Genomic DNA, 20,783 nt, shown 5'->3' on the forward strand with positions numbered 1-20,783 from the left:
CGTCCAAGCGTTGCTGCCTTTCGCCCCCAGAGTGCGGGATCGGCAGGGTATAGATCATGAAGTGTTGCGATGGTTTTCATGTCCCCCATGATCGGCCTCACGGTCCCGGTTCGGTATCGGTACCAGTACTGAGATTGGGAAGGTTTTCCATAGCCCATGCCGTCAGCCCTATCCGGCTGGCGATGTTCAATCGGCTGTAGGCGACGTGGAGGTGCGTTTCCACCGTCCTTTCGCTCAGGAACAGCCGGGAGGCAATTTCAGCGTTTGACAGCCTTTCGGCGGCCAGCCGGACAACGTCTGCCTGGCGCTGGGTAAGTACGGCTCCTTCCCGCCTGACCCTGGTTTCAGGGATTTTGTGCCGCCGGGCAAGCCGCCGGGTCCGCTGCAGCCACCAGCCGGCTTGCTGCGATGCGAAATACTCCAGCAGCCGCCCTATGGTGTCGCGGGCAAGTTGCGCGTCAGGAAGAGTCTCCGCCCACTCCAGCCGAGTTTGAGCTGCGTAGAGGCGCAAGCCGTACTGATCAAGGCTGTCCGCCGCCACCCGCAGCGACTCCCCTGCTACCTGCGCATCGCCCCGCTGCAGCGCCACCAGCCCTTGCAGTCGGAATCCGAGTGCGGCAACCGCCGGAGACTCGACCTTGTGGGCCTTCAGATCATCGATACGGCTGGCAGCAAGGCGCCCGTCTCCCTGCCTCAGTGCGGCAAGTCCCGACAGGAAGGGCAGCATGGCGATTGTTTGCGGGTAGGTTCCCCAGAGCTGGAGGGTATCGGGCAGGATGCGGGGCGTCTCGTCACCACGCTGGATCGCGACGACTGCTCTAGCGTAGAGGGCGAGGGAATATAGCTGCGCGTCATCCTCGATGCCTGCGGCATATGACCGCTGGGCAGCAGCCAAAGAGGCACCAGCCCGAGCGAACTCACCGCGCTCCGCCTGAAGTAGCGCCGCGAGCAGGGCCGTCTTGGCCTGAGTCCGGGCTGAAGCGGAGGCGGCGGCCGAGAGAGAGGCCAGCTGCCGGTGATGTTCCGCCGCAGTGAGATCCCCTTGCAGATGACTGAGGATGCTCAACCAGATGTGGGTAGCAAATCGAGGCGTTGGCAGGCCCATGGCTTCCGATTCCGCGAGAATTTCTTCCGCGGCTTCAGTGGCCAGTCCCAGCCCTCCACTGAGAGGAGCGAACCGGAAGATCAGAAGCGAGGCAAGGATGCGAAGGTCTACTTGATTGGAGGCTCGGGCTGCAGCACGGGCATCACGGGCATGGAAGGCCGCTTGTCGATACGCTCCGTCGAGTGCCGCCTCAACCGACCGGCCTATCGCGGCGGCAGCCTGGCCTTTTTTGCCGAACCGCGAGCATGCGGTCGCCTCCGCAGCGGCACTGCGCGTCTGATCAGCGGTCCCGTGTCGGCTGCACCAGAGCAGCTTCATCACCGCCCTGTAGGAGGGGTCATGGAACAACGGGAGGTCAATTCCGGACGGGTCCGGAAGTTGTCCGGACACAGGAGCATATTTTCCTGTCTCCCACGACGTGAGACCGATCTGGACGCGGGCAGAGGCGAGATCACCTCCGGGTGTTCGCACCACCGCTTCCTGCTCCAGTGCTCGGCTCAGGCTTGCATCCGCCCCCTCGAGATCACCCAGCTGCTGCTGTGCCGCTGCCAGCTGTTCGTACCGCAATTGCCGAGACCTTTGATCATTGTGCAGGACCGGCAGGGCCAAAAGCTCTGTGAGGAATTGAACGATGTCTTCATAGCTGGCGTCATGGCACTCAGCTGCCGCGGCGAGCACACCAGCCAGCTCATCGCCGTCGATCTCGTTGCGCAGGGCAAGGCACTGCTCCGCCAAGACGACAGGGTCTCGACCATGGTTCCGGAGTGCTGCGGTCAGCTTGCGCCGCATGCGTTGGCGTTCCGTCTCTGCAATGATTTCCGACAGAACCTGCGCGTAGGCGGGATGCCGGAGGACCCATCGTTCTGGGGGTCCACTTTCCAATTTGATCAGCGGGATGCCAGCAGCGAGCCGCGTGATCTCGTCCAGCTTTTTGCCTCCATCAAAAAGGGCTTCTGTCAGGGCTTCTGGTGCGATGCCCCTACCTGGGGAAAGAGCGAGCATCTGGACCAACTCTTGTTCCTCGGAGTCGAGCTGTGCGTTGATCTCCTCCACGAGTACCTGGACCGTGGGTGGAACATCCGAACCAAAGGACGCAGGGCCGGCCAACTCTCCTGCCAGGTAGAGCGGCAGGCCCTGGGCGGCCTTAACCAAGCGGGCTCTCCCGGCGTCGGACGGGCCATGGACAGCACGGGTTATCAGCTTCATGACCTCAGCATCGTCAAGCCGTGCCATGCGCACGTGCTCGGCATCAGATAGCAGGAGCTGCGCCCGGAGTCGCTTGACGTCAGGGGCAGCTGTCCGCAAATCGCGCCCGCAGAGCAGGACAAACATCTTCCGCCCGGGCGACCGGTCCGCCAACACAGCCAGGACACGGGCGCTCGGCTCATCCAGCAACTCGGCCGAGTCAAGAAACACCACCACGGGCTGGTGGTCCGACAAGCGCCGGAAGAACTCGCTAACGGCGTCGGCGAGCATCGCTTCCGGCGGCAGCTGTTCAACGGGCGGGCCGTCTTTCAGCTGCAGCACGCCTTCAAGAGCCTGCAGTCCCAACGATGCGCCGGACTTCTTTGCCGGACTCATCTTGTCGATTGCCGACCGCAGCAGCGCTGAGAGAGCCGCGTAAGGAATTGCTCGAGTGGCTGGCCGGCAAGTTGCCGAGCTAACCAGGACACCTTGACTCAGCTCCTCGGCCAGGATTTCCTCGCAAAGCCGTGTCTTGCCGATGCCCGCCTCGCCCTCCACCAGAACGAGGGCGCCGCTCCCCGCCAGGCAAGAGAGGAGGGCACGGCGAAGGACAGTGCGTTCCGACGCCCGACCTACAAACGGAAGTCGCTTATGGCCTCCCACGCAACCAGAATGCCACGCACCAAAACATTTCTGTAGGCCAATCTGAACTTCAGGGTCTGCGTAAACGTCGGCCGTACACATCGGTTGCGGTGACCGTGGATCCGGTGCTGCCCATCCATCGGGCACAACGATGCCGCCTACGGAGCCGAAATCCACCAGTACGGCTCCCAGGGCCTGACCGAAAAGCCGATGCTGATCCCCGAAGTGGATTTCAGCGGGATCGCCCGCGCGCTCGGTGCCAGGTCGGCGATCATCCGCGCACTGGCGGATCTTTCCGCGCTCAAGGACTGGCTCGATGCCGGCGCCAAGGGAACCTTCGTGGCCGACTGCCGGATCACGTCGAGCGTCCGGGCCCCGTGGCTGAGCGAGTGGATGGCGGCCTCGCAGGCCGCGAAGGCGGCGGTGGCCGGCTAGCGGCGGACAAGCCGCCACAGTGACGTGACCTCGGCCGTGCGCGCCTCGAACAGAGGATCGTCACGGTCCGATGCCTTCGGATGCGTTGGCTTGGTGTCCAGCCGTTCCACCACCTTCAGCCCGGCCACCGTGATGGCGGTCAGCAGGTCGTCACGCGTCCGCAGGCCAAGGTGCTCGGCCAGGTCGGAGAGGACAAGCCAGGCCTCACCGCCGGGCTCCAGATGGTCGGAGAGTCCGTTCAGGAAGCGGAAGAGCATCCTGCTCCCGGGGTCGTAGACGGCGTTGTCCAGGGTGGAATGCGGCGTGGCCGGAATCCAGGGCGGGTTGCACACGATGAGGGGTGCCCGCCCGGGCGGGAACATGTCGGTCAGGACGGCCTCAGCACGGTCCTGGACACCGAGGTTCCGGAAATTCTCGGCGGCGCAGGCGATTGCACGCGGTTCATTGTCCGTCGCCACCACGCGGTGGACGCCTCGGCGCGCGAGGACGGCAGCGAGCACCCCCGTGCCGGTTCCGACGTCGAACGCCAGCGTGTCAGAGGGCAGCGCAGCGGCGGCCACGAGATCCACATACTCACTCCGGGTGGGGAAGAACGTGCCATAGTGCGGGTGGATGCGGCCCTGCAGGGCATCGACGTAGACGCCATTCCGTCGCCACTCGTGGGCGCCAATGGCCCCAACCAGCTCATGCAGGGACACAACGGAAGATTCGCCGATATCACCGTACGCTTCAGCGGCGGCCTCCCGGATGTCCGGTGCGCGGCGCAGCGGCACCACCGGGCCCGGATCAAGAGGAATCAGCAGCAGGCCAAGAATGCGTGCACGATGCGAGCGGGACTGGCGGTGCCGATAGAACTTATCGGCCGGAGTTGCTGCGGTCTCTTTCTTTCCGGCGCCTATCCGCCGGTCCAGGGCGTTGAGGATCTGCCGTGCGTTGTGGAAGTCACCGTGCCAGAGCATCGCGATCCCCTGTGACGCCATCCGGTTCGCATCATCGGCCGTGAGAGAGTCGGAGACCACTTCGACGCGCGTCGGCGCCGGTCTGCCGTTGGCCGAACGCCATCGCGCGGTCATACTCTCACCAGCCTCGGCCCAGGTCACGACGGCGGGCTCATCCACCGCAGCTGTGCGCGAGGGATTGGGGACCGGCGTCGGGATTCCCACGGGAGCTGGCGTGTCAGTAGTGATTTAGATCCATTCCAAGAGTCCGGGGGGCCGATCGGCAACTGACGATTGCGGCGGTGATTCCACGACGTGGATGGCGACGGCCCAGGATTCCGGACCGTCATCCGGCCGCAAACCGAGCTTGCTTGATGGCCGCAGGGGCCATTCAACCTGCATTGTCAGGATACAGGTGTGCCGTGCCCGCCGCCCGCCTACTATTTGGCTTACCGGGCAGATTTGCACGCTCGTTACAGGGCTCAGTCCTGACTACAGCCGCCGCTGCCGGAACATCGGTAACGAATCCCATTCCCGATTGGATGCAGGCCGAGGCAAAAACGGTGCCGCGCGGCTCGTGCGTGCCTTTGAAGGCTGGCGGAGGTCACCCCGCCACGTCCACCCGCACCCCAAGCCTCCGCTGAACCGCGGCGTCGTACAGCAGCCGCCCGATCGCCACATCCTGCATGCCGATCCCCACGGAGTTGAACATGGTGATGTCCGCTTCATCCCGGCGGCCGGGGACCTGTCTGGCCACAACCTGCCCCAGCTCGCCTCGGATGTCGCGCACTGTAACGGCCCCTTCGGAGAAAGCCATTAGCAGGTCGCCGGATTTCTGGGTCATAGTCGCGACGCTCATCGAGGAGATGGGGGCGATGGACGTGTCCATGGCCACGATCGCCCCGGCCGGCGCCCCGCTTCCGCTGCAGCAGCTGGCTGCCGCCGGTGTCCGGGTCGGACTGGGCCAGGACGGCCAGCGCGACTACTGGTCCCCGTACGGGAATGCGGACATGCTGGACCGGACGTGGCAGGTGGCGTCGGGCTTGGGTGTGAGGCGTGTTCCTACCACCCTGTGACCACCGGGACCACGCGGTGTTCGCCTCGGTAGTCGGTTTCGATGACCACGGCGTTGGCGCCCTCCTCGGTGCCGATTTCCCGTCCACACGCCGCAGGGATGTCACGTAGATGGCCTTACGGTCGCCATAGTACCCGGACTCTTCCATGCCTGACTTGAGGGGCCGCAGGACATACAGGTTCCCGCTGTGTTCGAGGGCGGCGTCACGCAGCGCGCGGGGAACGGGCGGCAAAGTCCGCTCTGGGGATCCCCCGCCGGCACAAGGAGGAGCCATTGGCGTGCCGGCCGGTCCCACTTGTTCTGCGCCTGCGTGCCCAGGATCAGATGTGCCGGGTCGGGTCTTGCACAGATCGGAAGGTTGCATACGTGCCGAGGGCCCGCACTTCTGCCGCGGCACTCCGGACGTTACGGACTGCAGCTCCCTGTCGGCTCCCAGCTTTCTGGCAGGCCTTCACCAGCCTGCTTTGCTACAAAGGCCGCAGAGAAGCGCACGCCAGCACGAACCGGCTTTCGGTCCAGGCTTGCTTGGGGAACGTCGTCGGGAAAAGGAGCTGCCGTGGGATTCTGGAAACCCGTCCTGGATATGGCGGTGACCGGCCCGCGCTTCATGCTTGCGTGGACCATCCTGAGCTCGGTCCTGCTTGCCTACCTCCTGCTCAAACGACGGCGGGCGCTCTGGTTCGCAGCGGCCGCAGCCGCTTTGGCGGCCGGAACCGCAGCAGGGCTCGGCGTGCTGTGGTACTGCGTGTTCGTCGACAACACCTTTGGCGGACCGTTGGTGCCCGAGGTCTGGTTCTGGGCCCCCGCGGCGTTCGCCGGGACAGCCCTGGCCATCGCAAACCTCCGCGGCGGACGCTGGTGGCGGAGCCTGCTCGCGGGCCTGTCGATACCGGTATTCCTGGCAACGGCCGTCTTCCAGGTCAATGCGGCCTACGGGCTGAACCAGAGCCTTGGTTCCTTGCTGGACATCAACACCGCGAATGCGGTCCGGATCCCGCTGCGCTCCACCTGGCAGAAAGCTTCGGAAGAACCGCTCTACCGGACCTGGACGGCTCCGGCTGACATGCCCCAAACAGGGCTCAGGGGCAAGACGCCCCTGCCGATCCCGACCGCGCACTCCGGGTTCCAGGCGCGCTGGTCCGGCCTCTACCTGCCGCCGGCGGCCCTGGTGAAACATCCGCCGCTCCTGCCTTTCGTGATCATGATGATGGGTCAGCCAGGAAGTCCCAGCCCCATTGGCATCGGCAACGTGGCCGACGCCATGGCCCGGAAGAACCATGGTCTCGCCCCGATAGTCCTGATTGTGGACCAGCTCGGCGACCCCACCCAGGATCCGCTGTGCCTGGACGGGCCGAAGGGCAAAGTGGAAAGCTACGTCACCCAGGACGTCCTGCCCTGGGCCCGGAAAAACCTGCCGATCATGCAGGACCGCAGGCATTGGACCTTCCTTGGCTACTCAAACGGCGGGACGTGCGCCAGCTACTTCGCCGCCAAATATCCCCAGGACTTCGGAAACTTCATTTCCATCTCCGGGGAAGAATTCCAAGGGGCGGATAAGCCCGCGCTGACCCTGGCTGGGTTCTTCAACGGAGACCAGAAGGCCTACGACGCCGTCAAGCCCGGGAACATCATGCTGGCACACGGGCATTACACGGACACGGACGCGGTGTACACGGCGGGCAGCCGCGACCCCGTGTACACCGCGGCCGCCAAACGCTCAGCGGCAACGGCGGCGCAGGTGGGCATCCGGACCAGCCTCTACAGCGTTCCCGGGGCCGGCCATGTAGGCAAGGCACTCGAGGGCGGGGCGGCCGAAGCCTTCCGCCTCCTGTATCCGCGCTGGGGCTTGTCTCCTTCATGAGCGGAAAACTGCGAAACACCAAGGAACGCCTGGACGGGTTCTTCAGGCGCATCCCCTTTGCGTTCCTCATGGCGGCCGTTTTCCTCGCAGCGGCCGTCTTCAGCGGAACACTTTCCGGAACACTGCCCGGCCACCCTGTGTCCGTCCACTCTGCATCCGGCGCGGATGCCGGCCGGCTGTGGGGCCAGGGCGTGGATGCCACCTTCCTGGGAGGCCGGTGGTGGACACTGTTCACGGCGCTCCTGGTGCCGCAGGATGCCACGGCAACCCTGCTGGCGGTGGCCGGGGCAATCCTCCTCCTCGGCCTGGCGGAACGGGTCCTCGGAACGCGGAAGGCGGTTCTCGCCTTCCTGGCCACCGGGCTTGCCGGCGGCTTCCTGGGCATCCTGCTGCAATGGCTGGGAACGCTCGCCTGGGAATGGTGGTCCACGGCCGCTTCCTCGGCCGCCACGGTGGATCCGCTCACCGGCGTCCTGGGGGCCCTTTCAACGGCCACCGGCAGCATGGGCCTGCTTTGGCGGCGCAGGATCAGGGTGGTCCTGCTGGCGTTCGTGCTGATCTTCGTCCTCTATTCGGGCGACCCCGAGGATTTCTACCGGCTCCTGGCGGTGTTGGCAGGGTTCCCCCTCGGCGCACTGCTGCGGGCCAGGAAGCGTCCGCTCAAAGCACCCCTGAGTTCGCACCGGGAGACGCGGACTCTGGTGGCCGCCGTCGTACTGGTCACGGCAGTGGGTCCGCTGGTGGCCTTCCTGGGCAGCACCGACCTGACGCCCTTCGCGTTCGGCTCCTACTTGTTCATGAATGATCCCGTGGACCCAGGAACGCTTGCCGCGGCCTGCCGGGGCGGGCTCCCGATGTCCAGGCTGTGCATCCACCAACTGGCCCGGATCGGTTCGCAGGGGCCCGGGATGATGCTGCTCGCGTTCGTGCCCGTGGTGCTGCTGGGCGTGGCGGCGTGGGGGCTGTACCGGGGCAGGCGCTTTGGCTGGTGGCTGGCCGTGGGCGTCAATACGGTGATCCTGTTGGCGACGCCCGGATCCTTCGGGGTGATGCGGCTCAGCGTGCAGGCGGGATCGGCTGTACACCGCCCGTTCAACGGCCAGGAACTGCTCATCTGGATGATCACGGCGGCCCTGGTTCCTGCCGGCTCCGTGATCATGCTCCTGCTCCAGCGCAGGCACTTCGGGATCCGCGCCCCCCAACCCGACCTCCGCCGCTTCGTCCTGGTGGTGGTGTTCGCCTTCCTGGTCCTGGCGGCTGCCTGCACCGTCACCGCACTTCGGGCCCTGAAGTCCATCGCCCCGCGGGTTGCTGCAGCCCGGGTGTTTCTCGAGGCGCCGCGCCGCTTCGTCCCGCCGCATTTCCTGGGCGGCACCGGGCACCTGCTCCTGCCGCGGCACACGGCGGTGAGCTGGGCTTATCAGTGGGCCGGACCAGCGTTCTGGACGGTTTTCCTCCTCGCCGCCCTTTGGTTGCTTTCGCGCTCACCCCGCGTCGCGTCAGCGCACGACGTCGGGAAGTTCCGTGCGCTGCTGCGCCGCCACGGCGGCGGCTCGCTGGGGCATATGACCACCTGGGAGGGCAATACGCCGTGGTTCACCCATGACGGCTCCGGGGCCCTGGCGTACCGGGTGGTCAAGGGGCAGGCAATTGTACTCGGCGATCCCATCTGCGCCCGCCACCGGGCGCGCGGGACCATCCGGGAATTCCTGGTTTTCTGCGACAAACACAACTGGTCTCCGGTCTTCTACTCTTTCCATTCCGCTTTGCTGCCCGTCTTCAATGAACTCGGCTGGCGCTACCTGCCGGTGGGGGAGGAAACGGTCATCCACACAGCGGGATTCACCATGAAGGGAAGACAGTGGCAGAACGTCCGGACCGCCCTGAACAAGGCGGCCCGGGAGGGCCGCACCGCGGTATGGACCTCCTGGGCCGAACTGCCGTTCGCCGCAACCGCTGAGATCACGGCGATCTCCGAATCCTGGGTGGCCGAAAACAAGCTGCCGGAAATGGGGTTCACGCTTGGCGGCCTGGACGAACTCAAAGACCCGGACGTCCGCCTGATGCTCGCAGTTGCCCATGACGGAAGCATCGAAGCCGTGACGTCCTGGATGCCAGTCCACGAGGACGGGGCAGTGGTCGCCTGGACCCTGGACTTCATGCGCCGCCCTCCTGGCTCGGACAATGGCGTGATGGAGTTCCTCATCGCCTCGGCGGCCCTGCATCTGCAGCAGGAGGGCGTGCGGTTCCTGAGCCTTTCCGGCGCGCCGCTGGCCACTAAGCCGTTGGCCACTAAACCGGGATCCGGTGCCGGCAGTACAGAAGGGCGCGCTACTGGAATCGCGGCCTTCCTCGCCTGGCTTTCGAGGACCCTCGAGCCCGCCTACGGCTTTGGTTCCCTGTTCCGTTTCAAGGCCAAGTTCCACCCGGAGTACAGCACCCTGTTCATGGCGCTCCCGGATATCGCGGCCCTGCCGACCGTCGGGGTCGCGTTGGCGCGCGCCTACCTCCCGGAAGTTTCAACCCGGCAAAGCATTACCCTCGCCCGGACCCTCGGCCGCCTCAACTAAGGCCGGGCGCGCCCTGCCTGCCTGTCTGCCATAGAACGACCACCTTTAGCGTCAAGTGAGTCCGCCATAGTCGCTTATAGCGAAGCCAATGCTCAGGGCGCAGGGAAGGACAGGGCCATGAACGCTAGGACTGTACTCACCAGTCAGCATACCGACAGCCGTTGGACCGCTGATGACGTTAGAGAAAAGCTCGGACGGGAGTTGGAATCTGATCCGGGCCTGGCCGAATTCCTTGCCGCAGCCCCTAACATGGCGCGCGCCCTCAAAGCCGTCCTGAACCTGGACCTTGGCGAACTGGCCGAGCGGCTGGTCAGAGCTGAGATCAGCGCGATTTTGCACTGGTGAGGATGCGGAGCGGCATTGAAGTCTGCCTCAACCAAATCTTTCTTACTGCGCAGGGCTCGTCGATGGTCGTTGCTGGTGCAGAGTTTCCTGATAGTCCTCGTCGGACCTTTCATCCCGGGGTTCATCGTAAGGATAGCCACCGGGAAGCGACCCTTTGGCAAGACCGCGCAGGACCAAGTGATGCAGCGAGGTTTGACCGTCAGCCATGACAGCGGCCACCGTGCCCGATGTCGGACTGTGAATTTTGACGTTTGCCATCTGGTCAATGCCGGACGCGCCGGCCCCGCTCAGGAAAATGACTGCCAAAGCTGCTATTCCAGGCACAAAGGCCCTCCTCCAAAGCCCCATTGATTGATCATTGCCCACGAACATGAAGGCAGCGATAAAGGGCCCTTTGAAGAGGCTGTGAGAGCGCCACGCGCCCAGCAGTCCCCGGGATAACTCCAGGGCAACCGGAGCAACATAGCCCCCGTCTCAATGGTCGGCGGTGCTACTGGCCCTCAAACCCTGCCAGCTACTGACTGAAGCCATCACTTGCAGTTCCCCCGCCGAGCGGCATCCCACCATGCCCGACGAATCCTTCATCCTCGAGGGCCAAGACACGATCGCCAGCATCCGGCAAGCTCACCGTGAAGTAATTTGCCGAGGCGCCTTCGCCTCCTTCTCCCGCCACCCCGGTAGCGTTAAGCCGTGACTTTGACGCACCCACCCCAGCTCGCCGATCCTGTGATTGTTTCCCTTGTGGGCGTGACCTCGCTCAGTCGCGGCCGTACCTACGCGCGCAAGGGCGCCGTCTCAGGTGTCGAATGGAATCCCAAGAACCTGGAGCTGAAAGGAAAGATACAGGGCAACCGCAGCGCCCCCTACCGCACCAAAGTGTCGTTCAAGGACGGGATCAACGGTTTGCGTCTTGAATGGGGCGATTGCTCCTGCCCCATGCGCTTCAACTGCAAGCATGTGGCCGCTCTGCTTCTGGAAATCAGCAGCGGCCCTGTCATGACACAGCCTGCCCTCCTTGACGTTCAGCCGGCTCCTTCCGGCGCCCACCCCCCGGTACAGCCGACGCCGGCGCAGCGGGCCACGAAGCAACCCGCGCCAAGAAAGCCGCCCGCTCCCCGTGCTCAGGGAGCTGTTCAAAAGAAGGCACCTCCCTCTCCCTGGCAGGAGCAGATCCATTCCCTGCTTCACCCAGAGCCAGCCCCGGGATTCCCGGGTTTCGCTGGCGGGCAGGTCATCCGCGGCGCGAGCCGGCCAACGCTGAGGCTCGGTGTGCAGCTGGACCTAAACGAATCCGCTTCCGGCCAGCCCGCCTGGTACCAGCTCGGACGCAGCAAACCCTGGCACAACGAATCCGCCCCGCCGGTCAGCCTGACCGCCAGGCCGGTGAAACAGAACTCCAAGGGCAAGTGGGTCATCGGCCAACTGCGCTGGGACACCTTCCGGCATTCGTACTACGGATACCAACTCGATGAATTCAGTACGGAGCAGATCCGTTGGATGCGGACCTTTGCCGCAATCTACGCTGCCGAGGGCACGCAGGCACCGTCCACACACGTGCCGCTGGAGCGCTTCGACAGCCCGCTGCTTTGGCAGCTCCTTGGCCAAGCCGGCGAAATCGGTGTGGCGCTGGTGGCCGCAAAGTCCGGGGACGCCGTCGTGGTCCATGACCCTGTCAGCGTTTCACTGGACGTCCGCGCCCACAACGGCGGGCTGCGGCTGGCACCGCACGTCGGCGGCAGTGGCGCCGGTGATACTGCCGCGGACCACACCGCGATGGGCGTGATCGGCCAGCCTGGCCACGGACTGTTTTGGTGGGACACTGCCACGGGGCCAGGCACCAGCACGGCGGCCCGCGATCTCCATCTGGCCCCGAGCAAGGCGCCAGTTCCCGACGCCGTCCGTCCGCTGATCCGCCACCGCACGGATCTGCTGGTTCCGGCCGCCGCCCGCGATTCCTTCCTGAGCGCCATCTTCCCGCAGCTGGCCCAGGCAGCAGACGTCATCTGCAGCGACGCCTCCGTGGAGCTGCCGCAGATCCTGCCGCCGGAGCTGGTGCTGACAGCCGCCCACGCGCCGGGTGTTCTGCAGCTTCAGTGGCACTGGGAGTACAGATCCGCCGGCACCGTCACGCGCCAACCGCTGCCCGGCACCGGCACCGGTACCGACGCCGGCTACCGGGACCACACTTTCGAAACGCAGCTTCTGGCCCGGGCCGCGGCAGTTTTGGACGGGTTTCCGGCTGCCTGGCAGGAGCAGTTCCCGGACAAATCCTCCCTTCACCCGGGCAGCACCGAGCCAACCGTGCTCAGAAACGTCGCCGCCGCCCGGTTCACTACCGATGCACTGCCGGCGCTGGAACAGCTTGAGCACTGCCGCGTAATCACAACGGGCCAGGTGCCGGACTACAGCGAGCTCACGGAAACGCCGGTCATCGGCGTCAGCACCAAGGGAACGGACGACGGCGACTGGTTCGATTTGGGCGTCACCGTCACCTTGGGCGGGGAAGATGTCCACTTCCAGCAGCTCTTCCATGCTCTGGCTGCCGGCGACGAACACCTGATGCTGGCCAACGGCAACTACTTCCGGCTCGACCAGCCCGAGTTCCTCCAGCTGCGCCGTCTCATTGAAGAGGCCCGGGCTCTTCAGGACCACGAAGGTCCGCTGCGGATCAGCCGGTACCAGGCCGGGCTTTGGGGCGAGTTCGAGGAACTGGCAGCCACCGCCGAACAGGCCGACTCATGGCGGCGGAACGTCGGCGGGCTGCTTCGGTTCTCGGAGATTCAGGACGTGCCGCTGCCGGCCGGCCTCACCGCATCGCTGCGGCCGTACCAGCAGGACGGTTTCAACTGGCTGGCTTTCCTGTGGGGGCAGGGCCTGGGCGGCGTGCTCGCGGACGATATGGGCCTGGGCAAAACTTTGCAAGCCATCGCCCTGATCTGCCATGCGAAGAACGGCATCGGCGCTCCGGACCGGGACGAAACTGCGCGCCACCCTTTCCTGGTGATCGCCCCTACATCGGTGGTGCCCAACTGGGCCGCGGAAATCGGACGGTTCGCCCCGGCGTTGCGCGTCACCGCCGTCACGGACACGCTGCAGCGCAGCGGGACGGATCTGGCGGCACTTACCGCCGGGTCCGACGTCGTGGTTGTTTCCTATACGCTCTTCCGGCTCGACTATGAGGCCTACGCCGCACAGCAGTGGGCCGGTCTGGTGCTGGACGAGGCACAGTTCGTGAAGAACCCGGCCACCAAGGCCAGCCAGAATGCCCGCCGTTTTCCGGCCCCGTTCAAGCTCGCCATCACGGGCACGCCCATGGAGAACAACCTGATGGAACTGTGGTCCATGTTCGCGATCACGGCCCCCGGGTTGTTCCCCTCTGCAAAGAATTTCGCCGAGTACTACCAGAAGCCGGTGGAGAAAGAGGGGGACGCGGAGAAACTCGCGCAATTACGACGGCGGGTCCGGCCGCTGATGATGCGGCGCACCAAGGAACTGGTCGCCAAGGATCTGCCCGCGAAGCAGGAACAGGTGCTGGAGCTGGATCTGGCGCCGCGGCACCGCACGATTTATCAGCGGCACCTGCAGCGCGAACGGCAGAAGGTTCTGGGGCTGATTGCCGACATGGACAAGAACCGCTTCGCGATCTTCAAGTCCCTCACCACGCTGCGGAGGCTCAGCCTGGACGCGTCCCTGGTGGACGAGAAATACGCGTCCGTCCCGTCCAGCAAGCTCGATGCCCTGCTGGAGCAGCTCGGCGACATCGTGGCCGAGGGACACCGCGCCCTGATCTTCAGCCAGTTCACCGGTTTCCTGGGCAAGGCCGCGGCACGGCTTGGTGCGGAAGGCATCGAGTACGCCTACCTGGACGGCAGGACCCGCCGTCGTGCTGAGGTGATCGAGCGGTTCAAGTCCGGAAGCGCGCCGGTGTTCCTCATCAGCCTCAAAGCCGGTGGATTCGGGCTGAACCTGACCGAGGCGGACTACGTATTCCTGCTGGACCCGTGGTGGAATCCCGCTTCAGAGGCGCAGGCCGTTGACCGCACCCACAGGATCGGCCAGGCCCGAAACGTCATGGTCTACCGGCTGGTGGCGAGGGACACCATCGAGGAGAAAGTCATGGCACTCAAGGAAAAGAAGGCCAAGCTGTTTACCGCGGTACTGGACGACGACGCGATGTTTTCCTCAGCACTGTCAGCAGAGGACGTGCGCGGTTTGTTCGAGGACTGACACAGGTACCGACGTCCGGGCCCGCCCGGCCCCTGAGGCAGGGTCTGACAGACCCTGCCTCAGGTCCCTTAAATCAGGTAACTTGTGGTGAGGAACCCGGCAATCGGCGCCGTACCCCTCCCTCCCCTTGAATGGATCCCTCCCCCATGTCTTCCGCGATTCCCGCGCCCGAACCTCGACGCTTCCCGCTCGCCGCGATGCTGGTCCTGGCCACCATCGCCTTCACCGCCATCACCACCGAGCTGCTGCCCTCTGGTCTGCTGCCCCAGGTCAGCGACGGCCTGAACGTGTCCGAGCCGGTGGCCGGCTACCTCGCCGCCGCCTACGCCGCCGTGATCGTGGTCACCGTGATCCCGGCCGCACGGCTGCTGGCCAGGATTCCGCGGAAGACCCTGCTCGTCTCACTCGTCCTCACGTTCGCGCTCAGCAACGTCCTCGTCGGCGTCGCACCCAACTTCACCGCGGCCATGGGCGCACGACTTGTCGGCGGCCTGGCGCACGGCCTGCTCTGGACCACCATGGCGCCGTTCGTATCGCGGGTGGTGCCGGCCGACAAGGTGGGCAAGGCCCTGGCCATCGTCTTCAGCGGCAACAGTCTCGGCATGGCCATCGGAGCGCCGGTGGGCACCGCGCTCGGTGGGCTCCTCGGCTGGCGCGCGTCCTTCCTCCTCCTGGCCGGCTTCGGCCTGCTCCTGACCGGCCTGGCTGTCTGGCTGCTGCCGCAGGTCCGCAGGATCCCCGACGCTGTCCGCCCCTCGATGCGCAAGGCCATCGCCCAGCCCGGCGTGAAATCCGTGGCCATCGCGTGGCCGCTGCTGGTCCTGGCCCACTTCGCGCTCTTCACGTACATCGCGCCGTTCATTCGCGAAGCCGGCCTTCCCGACCACGCCATCAGCCTCTCCCTCACCGTCCTCGGCGTCTCCGGCCTCATCGGCATCTGGGTTGCGGGCATCACCGTGGACTCCCGGCCCCGCCGTTCGCTGATCATTACGACGGCGGCAGTCGCCGTCGCGATGCTCCTCCTGCCGTTCGGCGGCGGAACCATTCCCGGCGCCATGGTCCTCATGACGGTGTGGGGCGCCGGCCTCGGCGCGGTCGGCATCTACAACCAGTCCGCCATCCTCCGCGCCGGCCGCGAGTACAGGGAGGCCGCCAACGGCCTCACGGTCTTGACCATCCAGCTCGGCATCACCGTCGGAGCCCTCTACGGTTCCGCCGCCCTGGTCCTGGCCGGTCCGCTCCTGGTCCCCGTCGCGGCGGCCCTGCCGGTCGTCGTCGCTCTCGTGATCACGCTGGCCGGCCGGAAGCACGCCTACCCGCCCGGCCGCAAAGAGCGCGAATGGTCCGAGCGGGAAGCCACCGAGCCGGCGCTCCAGCACTAGCGACACCCGCACCGCGGCCGCCGGGCGCACACCGACTACACTCTCAACTCAGAAGAACCGCTTTACCTTGCCCCCACTTCAGGAGCCGATGGTAGACAACGAGATTCAGCTGATCAGTGCTGGCGAGGGCTTGGCCGTCATCGGGAACAAGACGGCTGCCGAGAGCTTCCTCGATTGGGTGGGACCGATCTTGGTCGTGCTCTCCATCTTCTTCACGGCTTCGCCAAGACGGCCGAGGAAGCAGAGTCCCAGGTTCTGGAGTTGCTCGCCGTTGTGGCTCGTTGCCTCGAACTACAGGACGGGCTCGACGTGGTGCGACTGGACCCGATGCTGGACGCGTCTCCGGCTGATCCGGACGTGCTTCGGCTCGTGCTGAAGGATGACCGGCAGGAGCGGCGGGAAGACATCTCGACGATCACCAAAGGTTTGATGGCCCGCATGAATGCGGCTGCTGCCACGGCCAACTCGAATGTGCTGCTGTACCCGCGCAAGTCCCGGGCTGTGGTGGGCTCCATCAAGCATGTCGGGATCGCCGTCGATGACTTCCCGGCCCGCTGGGAATCGAGCCCGGTCGAGATTCATTGGAGACGACACGATTGTGGGACGCGGCCAGGGACCCAGGGCAATGGACGAACGCGGTCAAGGAGGCGGGGCCCAAGGTGCTTACAGCAGTGGCAGGCCTCGTAGCTGTGGGGTTTGGGCGGGAGGCCTCGCCGGTCGGGATAATGAAGAACGCGACCAAGAGCGGTGAGTGAGCGCCACCCCGAGGCGAGGCACGGGCGGGCGGATTCGGCGGTGGTCATGCAAGCAGCGTCACTATTCCGACTGCCTTCGTTTGGGGTGCACTCCAGCGAGTAAGAATCATAAGAGGAGCCACGAAACCTCAGGATCGGCTCAAGAAAGCCCGAATGTTGGCTGAGGATTAGCCCAGCACCGCAATTGTGGCCGGAAAAGCAAATAGGCTCATTCTCGACGAGGTTGTAGCGACACCGGGCTCATTGGTGAATGTCCGCAATCCGGCCGGATATCAGAATTGATGGGATGACCTCCTTGACCGACTGGCAGTCCGAAAGAAGCAACTTGCACGCAAAACTGGGGGCATCACTCGTGACCGAAAATAATCCCTCCCAAGGGATTCCTGAAAGGCCGGCAGCGCCGCCTAACCTTCGAACAGTAGAGCACCTGCCAACAGGTCCTGCTGATAGCCAAGCTTCCCACTCGAAGATGGGCCATAAAGCCGTTCTTCCAGGTTCCGGATGAAAGGCTTTGGTCTCGCAAGGGAATCCGGAAAAGTTCAAGTGTGGCTCCTGCGGTTGGGAGCAACAAGACGGCCCGGACGCCCAGAAGGCTGGCATGGTGTTGGAGGGACATCGAACCTGGTAAATATCGCACTACTTCCGATGTCACCGGGTGGCTGCTACTGGGGGATTTACCGTAATGGCTCCAACGGCGCCCCATATTCTTGACAGTGAAATCGTCTCCGGCGGCCGCCGTTCAGTGACCTCTCGGCAGGTCAGGACCTCAAAACCTCTCGCTGTGGTTCGTGGCTGAAACAGTAACTGCCACAACACCTTACCGACTTCAGCTTGCAATCTGGCGAAGCCGAAATTTGAACAGACTAATAGAAATATGGGGAACAAATGTCACATCAACAGGGTTACCAGCAGACGGCACCGGGGCAGCCTGAGCAGCCACCTCTCGGGCAGCCGGGTTATGGTCCGCCAACACAGACGCGCACGCCCCGGCCAGCGAAGGCGAAGAAGCAATCGAACGTCGTCGGGCTCATCGCGCTTATCGCAGCGGCGCTCGGGTTCATTTTCGCCTGCATCCCCGGTGCACTCATCATTGGCTGGATACTGCTGCCGATCGCATTCGTTCTGGCTATCGTTTCACTCTTTTTGAAAGACAAGGTCAAGTGGACGGGCGTCACCGCCCTGATCGTCTCTATCGTGGGCACGATCGTAGGGTTTACCGTGTTCTTTGCCGTTGTCGGAACATCGTTTGACAACGCTTTCGGCAGCGGCGACACAACAATCGCCGCACCGTCTGGCGATGCAGGTACGAACGACCAGGCAGCAGCAAAGGAAGATCCTGCCGCCAAAGCCGGAACCCGTGAGAACCCGTCCCCGATAGGCTCGGTTGTAGCGTCTGACGACTGGCGCGTCGTAATCAACTCTGTCACCCTCGCCGCCACGGATGCCGTTGTCGCGGCCAACCAATTCAATGAGCGGCCGGCCAAGGGGTCACAGTACATCTTGGTGAACTACTCCGCTACCTATATCGGCGATGACCCTGACGGGCAGATGCCTGCCTTTGTCTCAATCGAGTACGTCACAGCGAACGGCACGACTGTCAATGGACTCGACAAGCTCGTTGCCGCACCAAAGCCCATCGACACCACGAGCACGCTCTACAAGGACGGCACCGCAACGGGCAACACCGCCATCGAAGTGCCGACCGCCACTGCTGGCCAGGGCGTCCTCGCAGTCAGGCCGGGCATGCTGGCCGACAAAGTTTTCGTAGCCGTCAAGTAGCACTCCTAAGGAAAGTGCAAAGCCCCCAGTAGATTGAACCGACCTCCAGAAGTAGAACTGAATTTCTCAGTCCAGCTTTGGGGGGCAGTTCACATCATTAGGGGGCTTTGCCGCGCTTGGAGGGAGCCGCAGCGACCCTGTCTGACATCACGCGCTCTCTCGCGACGGCAAGTGACGCTGGCCTCGCGCCCCACACTGAGTCCGTGATGATGGAGTCCACGGCTCCGCCTTGCAATCGCGTTCGTGATTGCGCCGGCCATCGAGCACGCCGGCTGGTCCCGGCCGACAAAGTGGGCAAGGTTCTGGCCATCTTCTTCAGCGGCAACAGCCTGGGCATGGCCATCGGGGCGCCCGTGGGCACCGTGCTCGGCGGGCTCCTCGGCTGGCGCGCGTCCTTCCTTTTCTTGGCCGGCTTCGGCCTGCTCCTGACCGGACTGGCTCTCTGGCTGCTGCCGCAGGTCCGGAGGATCCCCGATGCCGTCCGCCCCTCGATGCGCAAGGCCGTCGCCCAGCCCGGCGTGAAGTCCGTGGCCATCGCCTGCCCGCTGCTGGTCCTGGCCCACTTCGCGCTGTTCACGTATATCGCGCCGTTCATTCGCGAAGCCGGCCTTCCCGACTACGCCATTAGCCTCTCCCTCACCATCCTCGGCATTTCCGGCCTCATCGGAATCTGGATCGCCGGCATCACCGTGGACTCCCGGCCCCGCCGTTCGCTCAGCATCACGACGGCGGCGATCGCCGTCGCGATGCTGGTCCTTCCGCTCGGTGGTGGAACCATTCCCGGCGCCATGGTCCTCATGACGGTGTGGGGCGCCGGCCTGGGCGCGATCGGCATCTACAACCAGTCCGCCATCCTCCGCGCCGGGCGCGAGAAACAGGGAAGCCGCCAACGGCCTCACCGTCCTGACCATCCAGCTCGGCATCACCGTCGGAGCCCTCTACGGTTCCGCCGCCCTGGTCCTGGCCGGTCCGCTCCTGGTCCCCGTCGCGGCGGCCTGCCGGTCGTCGTCGCTCTCGTGATCACGCTGGCCGGCCGGAAGCACGCCTACCCGGCCGGCCCCAAGGAGGCCGGCTGGGCGGAAGCCGAGCGCAAGGAAACGGTACGCCAGCACTAACAGGAGGTCCCGCCGTCGTCATCAAACCGCAGCGGCGCGCGGAGGAAGTTCCTTGTCAGGGCCGAATTGAAAGCATGACCCTCACGACGTTCGCGCTCATCCGCCATGGCCAGACCGACTGGAATGCGCAGCGCCGGCTGCAGGGATCCACTGACATACCGTTGAACGACGTCGGCCGCGGCCAGGCGCGGGATGCCGTCGTCACCCTGTCGGTTACGAATGGGACGCCATCGTGTCCTCGCCATTGAGCCGCGCCGCGGAAACCGCAGACCCGATCGCTGCCGGGCTCGGACTCAATGTGGCCCGGCGCGTGCCGGAGCTCACCGAGCGCAGCTTCGGACCTGCGGAAGGCCTGCAGACCGGCCCCGAACTGGACGCACTGCGCATTCCCGGTGGATTCCGCGATGCCGAAAGCGAGGACGAGGCAGCCTGCCGCGGGCTGGCCGCGCTGGAGGCACTGGCCGAGGAGTTCCGCGGCCGCCGCCTACTGGTGGTCGCCCACGGTACCCTCCTCCGCGTCAGCCTCAGCCGCGCCATCGGCCGTACCTTGCAGAGCATCGACAACGCCGTGCTCAACCTGGCCCACCACCACGCCGTCGACGGCTGGCAGCTCGAATACCTGAACGGCGAGCGGGTGATGACGCCTGCCCACAACTGACCAGCTTTGGAGCGGCTCGGGTGACCCCCCGCCGCCACCCACCTACGAAATCCGCAGCTCCCGCTTGACGAACTTGATCAGCAGCTCGCGTGCCATGTCCACCGGGATGACGGCTCCGCGCGAGTAGCACTGCACCGCCAGCCCGTCCACCATTGCAGCGGTTTCAATGGCGAACCCGCGAGGGTCGGCGCAGTGGAACGCCCCTTCGCTGACTCCGCGTTCGGTCACATCCTGCAGGGCATTGCGCCAGGCCGTGTAGTGGTCATTCATCCATTGGCCGTACTGTTCGTCCCTTGCCGCGGCGGACCAGAAATCCAGCCAGATCAGCCAGTGCCGGCGGGAGCTGGCGTCGGAGCCGAACATGCCTTCCAGGAAATACAGCAGCTCTTTCGCCGGGTCCCCGGAGCCCTGCGCACTCTGCTGCAGGGGCACGTAAAAATCGGCGGTCTCTGCCTTCACCACTTCCATGAGCACTTCATCCAGGCCCTTGAAGTGGTAGGAGATAGTGCCAGGGGAGACACCACATGCCTTGGAGATATCCCGTATCAGCACATTGAACAATCCCTTATCCGCGATCAGGTCCCGGGCGGCGTCGACCACCAACTGGCGGCGGACCTCGGTGGGGTGGCGCTGGCGCTCCCCCGCCGTCTTAGCCCGCGGACGGTCCAGATGATCCTGTGAAATAGCTGCCATCTCCTTGTGCTCGCTCTC

Annotated in this window: 14 protein-coding genes and 2 pseudogenes; 11 read left to right on the forward strand and 5 right to left on the reverse strand. The window is 64.9% G+C overall.

Annotated features, from left to right (window positions below):
• Positions 1 to 97: 97 nt before the first annotated feature.
• Positions 98 to 3,034 carry an AAA family ATPase gene (locus J7I89_RS16070; RefSeq protein WP_251045451.1) on the reverse strand — a complete coding sequence of 979 codons (2,937 nt, stop codon included), beginning with the start codon at positions 3,032 to 3,034 and terminating at the stop codon, positions 98 to 100.
• Between the two features lie 108 nt (positions 3,035 to 3,142).
• On the opposite strand from J7I89_RS16070, the gene J7I89_RS16075 reads away from it, so the two are divergent.
• Entirely contained in the window at positions 3,143 to 3,367 is a 225-nt protein-coding gene (locus J7I89_RS16075; protein ID WP_251045414.1) for a hypothetical protein, read from the forward strand.
• On the opposite strand, the gene J7I89_RS16080 is transcribed toward J7I89_RS16075, so the two are convergent.
• Together J7I89_RS16080 and J7I89_RS16085 are read right to left on the reverse strand one after the other, a co-directional pair.
• Positions 3,364 to 4,440, reverse strand: a complete 1,077-nt coding sequence (locus tag J7I89_RS16080; protein WP_214972363.1) for a class I SAM-dependent methyltransferase — start codon at positions 4,438 to 4,440, stop codon at positions 3,364 to 3,366. The two genes, J7I89_RS16075 and J7I89_RS16080, sit on opposite strands and share 4 nt — an antisense overlap.
• Before the next feature lie 469 nt (positions 4,441 to 4,909).
• A complete protein-coding gene (locus J7I89_RS16085) occupies positions 4,910 to 5,149 on the reverse strand; it encodes a hypothetical protein (protein ID WP_214972367.1) in 240 nt (79 codons plus the stop codon).
• 31 nt (positions 5,150 to 5,180) lie between these two features.
• Here J7I89_RS16085 and J7I89_RS16090 point away from each other — a divergent pair, with 31 nt between their 5' ends.
• The 4 genes from J7I89_RS16090 to J7I89_RS16105 all read left to right on the forward strand — a co-directional run bounded on the left by J7I89_RS16090 (position 5,181) and on the right by J7I89_RS16105 (position 10,156).
• Positions 5,181 to 5,381, forward strand: coding sequence for a hypothetical protein (locus tag J7I89_RS16090; RefSeq protein ID WP_374102021.1), 201 nt, complete (start codon positions 5,181 to 5,183; stop codon positions 5,379 to 5,381).
• Between the two features lie 555 nt (positions 5,382 to 5,936).
• Positions 5,937 to 7,241 (forward strand): esterase family protein, encoded by a 1,305-nt coding sequence (locus J7I89_RS25815; protein ID WP_214972370.1) that lies wholly within the window; start codon positions 5,937 to 5,939, stop codon positions 7,239 to 7,241.
• Positions 7,238 to 9,811: a DUF2156 domain-containing protein gene (locus J7I89_RS16100; protein ID WP_214972372.1), complete on the forward strand. Its 2,574-nt coding sequence runs from the start codon at positions 7,238 to 7,240 to the stop codon at positions 9,809 to 9,811. The genes J7I89_RS25815 and J7I89_RS16100 overlap by 4 nt, the downstream gene beginning before the upstream one ends.
• A 117-nt stretch (positions 9,812 to 9,928) precedes the next feature.
• The gene (locus J7I89_RS16105; RefSeq protein ID WP_214972375.1) at positions 9,929 to 10,156 is read left to right on the forward strand and encodes a hypothetical protein; all 228 of its coding nucleotides are present in this window, start codon (positions 9,929 to 9,931) and stop codon (positions 10,154 to 10,156) included.
• A gap of 42 nt (positions 10,157 to 10,198) precedes the next feature.
• On the opposite strand, the gene J7I89_RS16110 is transcribed toward J7I89_RS16105, so the two are convergent.
• Positions 10,199 to 10,480: a hypothetical protein gene (locus J7I89_RS16110; protein WP_214972378.1), complete on the reverse strand. Its 282-nt coding sequence runs from the start codon at positions 10,478 to 10,480 to the stop codon at positions 10,199 to 10,201.
• 366 nt (positions 10,481 to 10,846) lie between these two features.
• Here J7I89_RS16110 and J7I89_RS16115 point away from each other — a divergent pair, with 366 nt between their 5' ends.
• The 6 genes and pseudogenes from J7I89_RS16115 (at position 10,847) to J7I89_RS16140 (ending at position 20,072) form a co-directional block, all read left to right on the forward strand.
• Positions 10,847 to 14,383, forward strand: coding sequence for a DEAD/DEAH box helicase (locus J7I89_RS16115; protein WP_214972381.1), 3,537 nt, complete (start codon positions 10,847 to 10,849; stop codon positions 14,381 to 14,383).
• Between the two features lie 146 nt (positions 14,384 to 14,529).
• On the forward strand, positions 14,530 to 15,765 hold the full coding sequence (locus J7I89_RS16120; protein ID WP_214972384.1) for an MFS transporter: 1,236 nt from the start codon (positions 14,530 to 14,532) through the stop codon (positions 15,763 to 15,765).
• Positions 15,766 to 15,939: 174 nt separating this feature from the next.
• Positions 15,940 to 16,452: a hypothetical protein gene (locus J7I89_RS16125; RefSeq protein ID WP_214972386.1), complete on the forward strand. Its 513-nt coding sequence runs from the start codon at positions 15,940 to 15,942 to the stop codon at positions 16,450 to 16,452.
• Positions 16,453 to 17,405: 953 nt separating this feature from the next.
• Positions 17,406 to 18,299, forward strand: coding sequence for a DUF308 domain-containing protein (locus J7I89_RS16130; protein WP_251045415.1), 894 nt, complete (start codon positions 17,406 to 17,408; stop codon positions 18,297 to 18,299).
• Positions 18,300 to 18,568: 269 nt separating this feature from the next.
• A pseudogene (locus J7I89_RS16135) lies at positions 18,569 to 19,414 on the forward strand (MFS transporter); the annotation flags it as partial.
• Positions 19,415 to 19,488: 74 nt separating this feature from the next.
• Positions 19,489 to 20,072: pseudogene (locus tag J7I89_RS16140) on the forward strand (histidine phosphatase family protein).
• Between the two features lie 42 nt (positions 20,073 to 20,114).
• Here J7I89_RS16140 and J7I89_RS16145 read toward each other — a convergent pair.
• Positions 20,115 to 20,765, reverse strand: coding sequence for a TetR/AcrR family transcriptional regulator (locus tag J7I89_RS16145; protein ID WP_214972389.1), 651 nt, complete (start codon positions 20,763 to 20,765; stop codon positions 20,115 to 20,117).
• Positions 20,766 to 20,783 lie beyond the last annotated feature (18 nt).

This window comes from Arthrobacter sp. ISL-5 (assembly GCF_018613835.1).
Taxonomy (GTDB): Bacteria; Actinomycetota; Actinomycetes; order Actinomycetales; family Micrococcaceae; genus Arthrobacter.

Bases quoted from the DNA above. Each gene is read 5' to 3' on its own strand.
- J7I89_RS16080 (WP_214972363.1), bottom strand. From the start codon at position 4,440: ATGACCGCGCGATGGCGTTCGGCCAACGGCAGACCGGCGCCGACGCGC.
- J7I89_RS16085 (WP_214972367.1), bottom strand. From the start codon at position 5,149: ATGACCCAGAAATCCGGCGACCTGCTAATGGCTTTCTCCGAAGGGGCC.
- J7I89_RS16105 (WP_214972375.1), top strand. From the start codon at position 9,929: ATGAACGCTAGGACTGTACTCACCAGTCAGCATACCGACAGCCGTTGG.
- J7I89_RS16075 (WP_251045414.1), top strand. From the start codon at position 3,143: ATGCTGATCCCCGAAGTGGATTTCAGCGGGATCGCCCGCGCGCTCGGT.
- J7I89_RS16070 (WP_251045451.1), bottom strand. From the start codon at position 3,034: ATGTGTACGGCCGACGTTTACGCAGACCCTGAAGTTCAGATTGGCCTA.
- J7I89_RS16145 (WP_214972389.1), bottom strand. From the start codon at position 20,765: ATGGCAGCTATTTCACAGGATCATCTGGACCGTCCGCGGGCTAAGACG.
- J7I89_RS16090 (WP_374102021.1), top strand. From the start codon at position 5,181: ATGGACGTGTCCATGGCCACGATCGCCCCGGCCGGCGCCCCGCTTCCG.
- J7I89_RS16130 (WP_251045415.1), top strand. From the start codon at position 17,406: ATGTCACATCAACAGGGTTACCAGCAGACGGCACCGGGGCAGCCTGAG.
- J7I89_RS16100 (WP_214972372.1), top strand. From the start codon at position 7,238: ATGAGCGGAAAACTGCGAAACACCAAGGAACGCCTGGACGGGTTCTTC.
- J7I89_RS16120 (WP_214972384.1), top strand. From the start codon at position 14,530: ATGTCTTCCGCGATTCCCGCGCCCGAACCTCGACGCTTCCCGCTCGCC.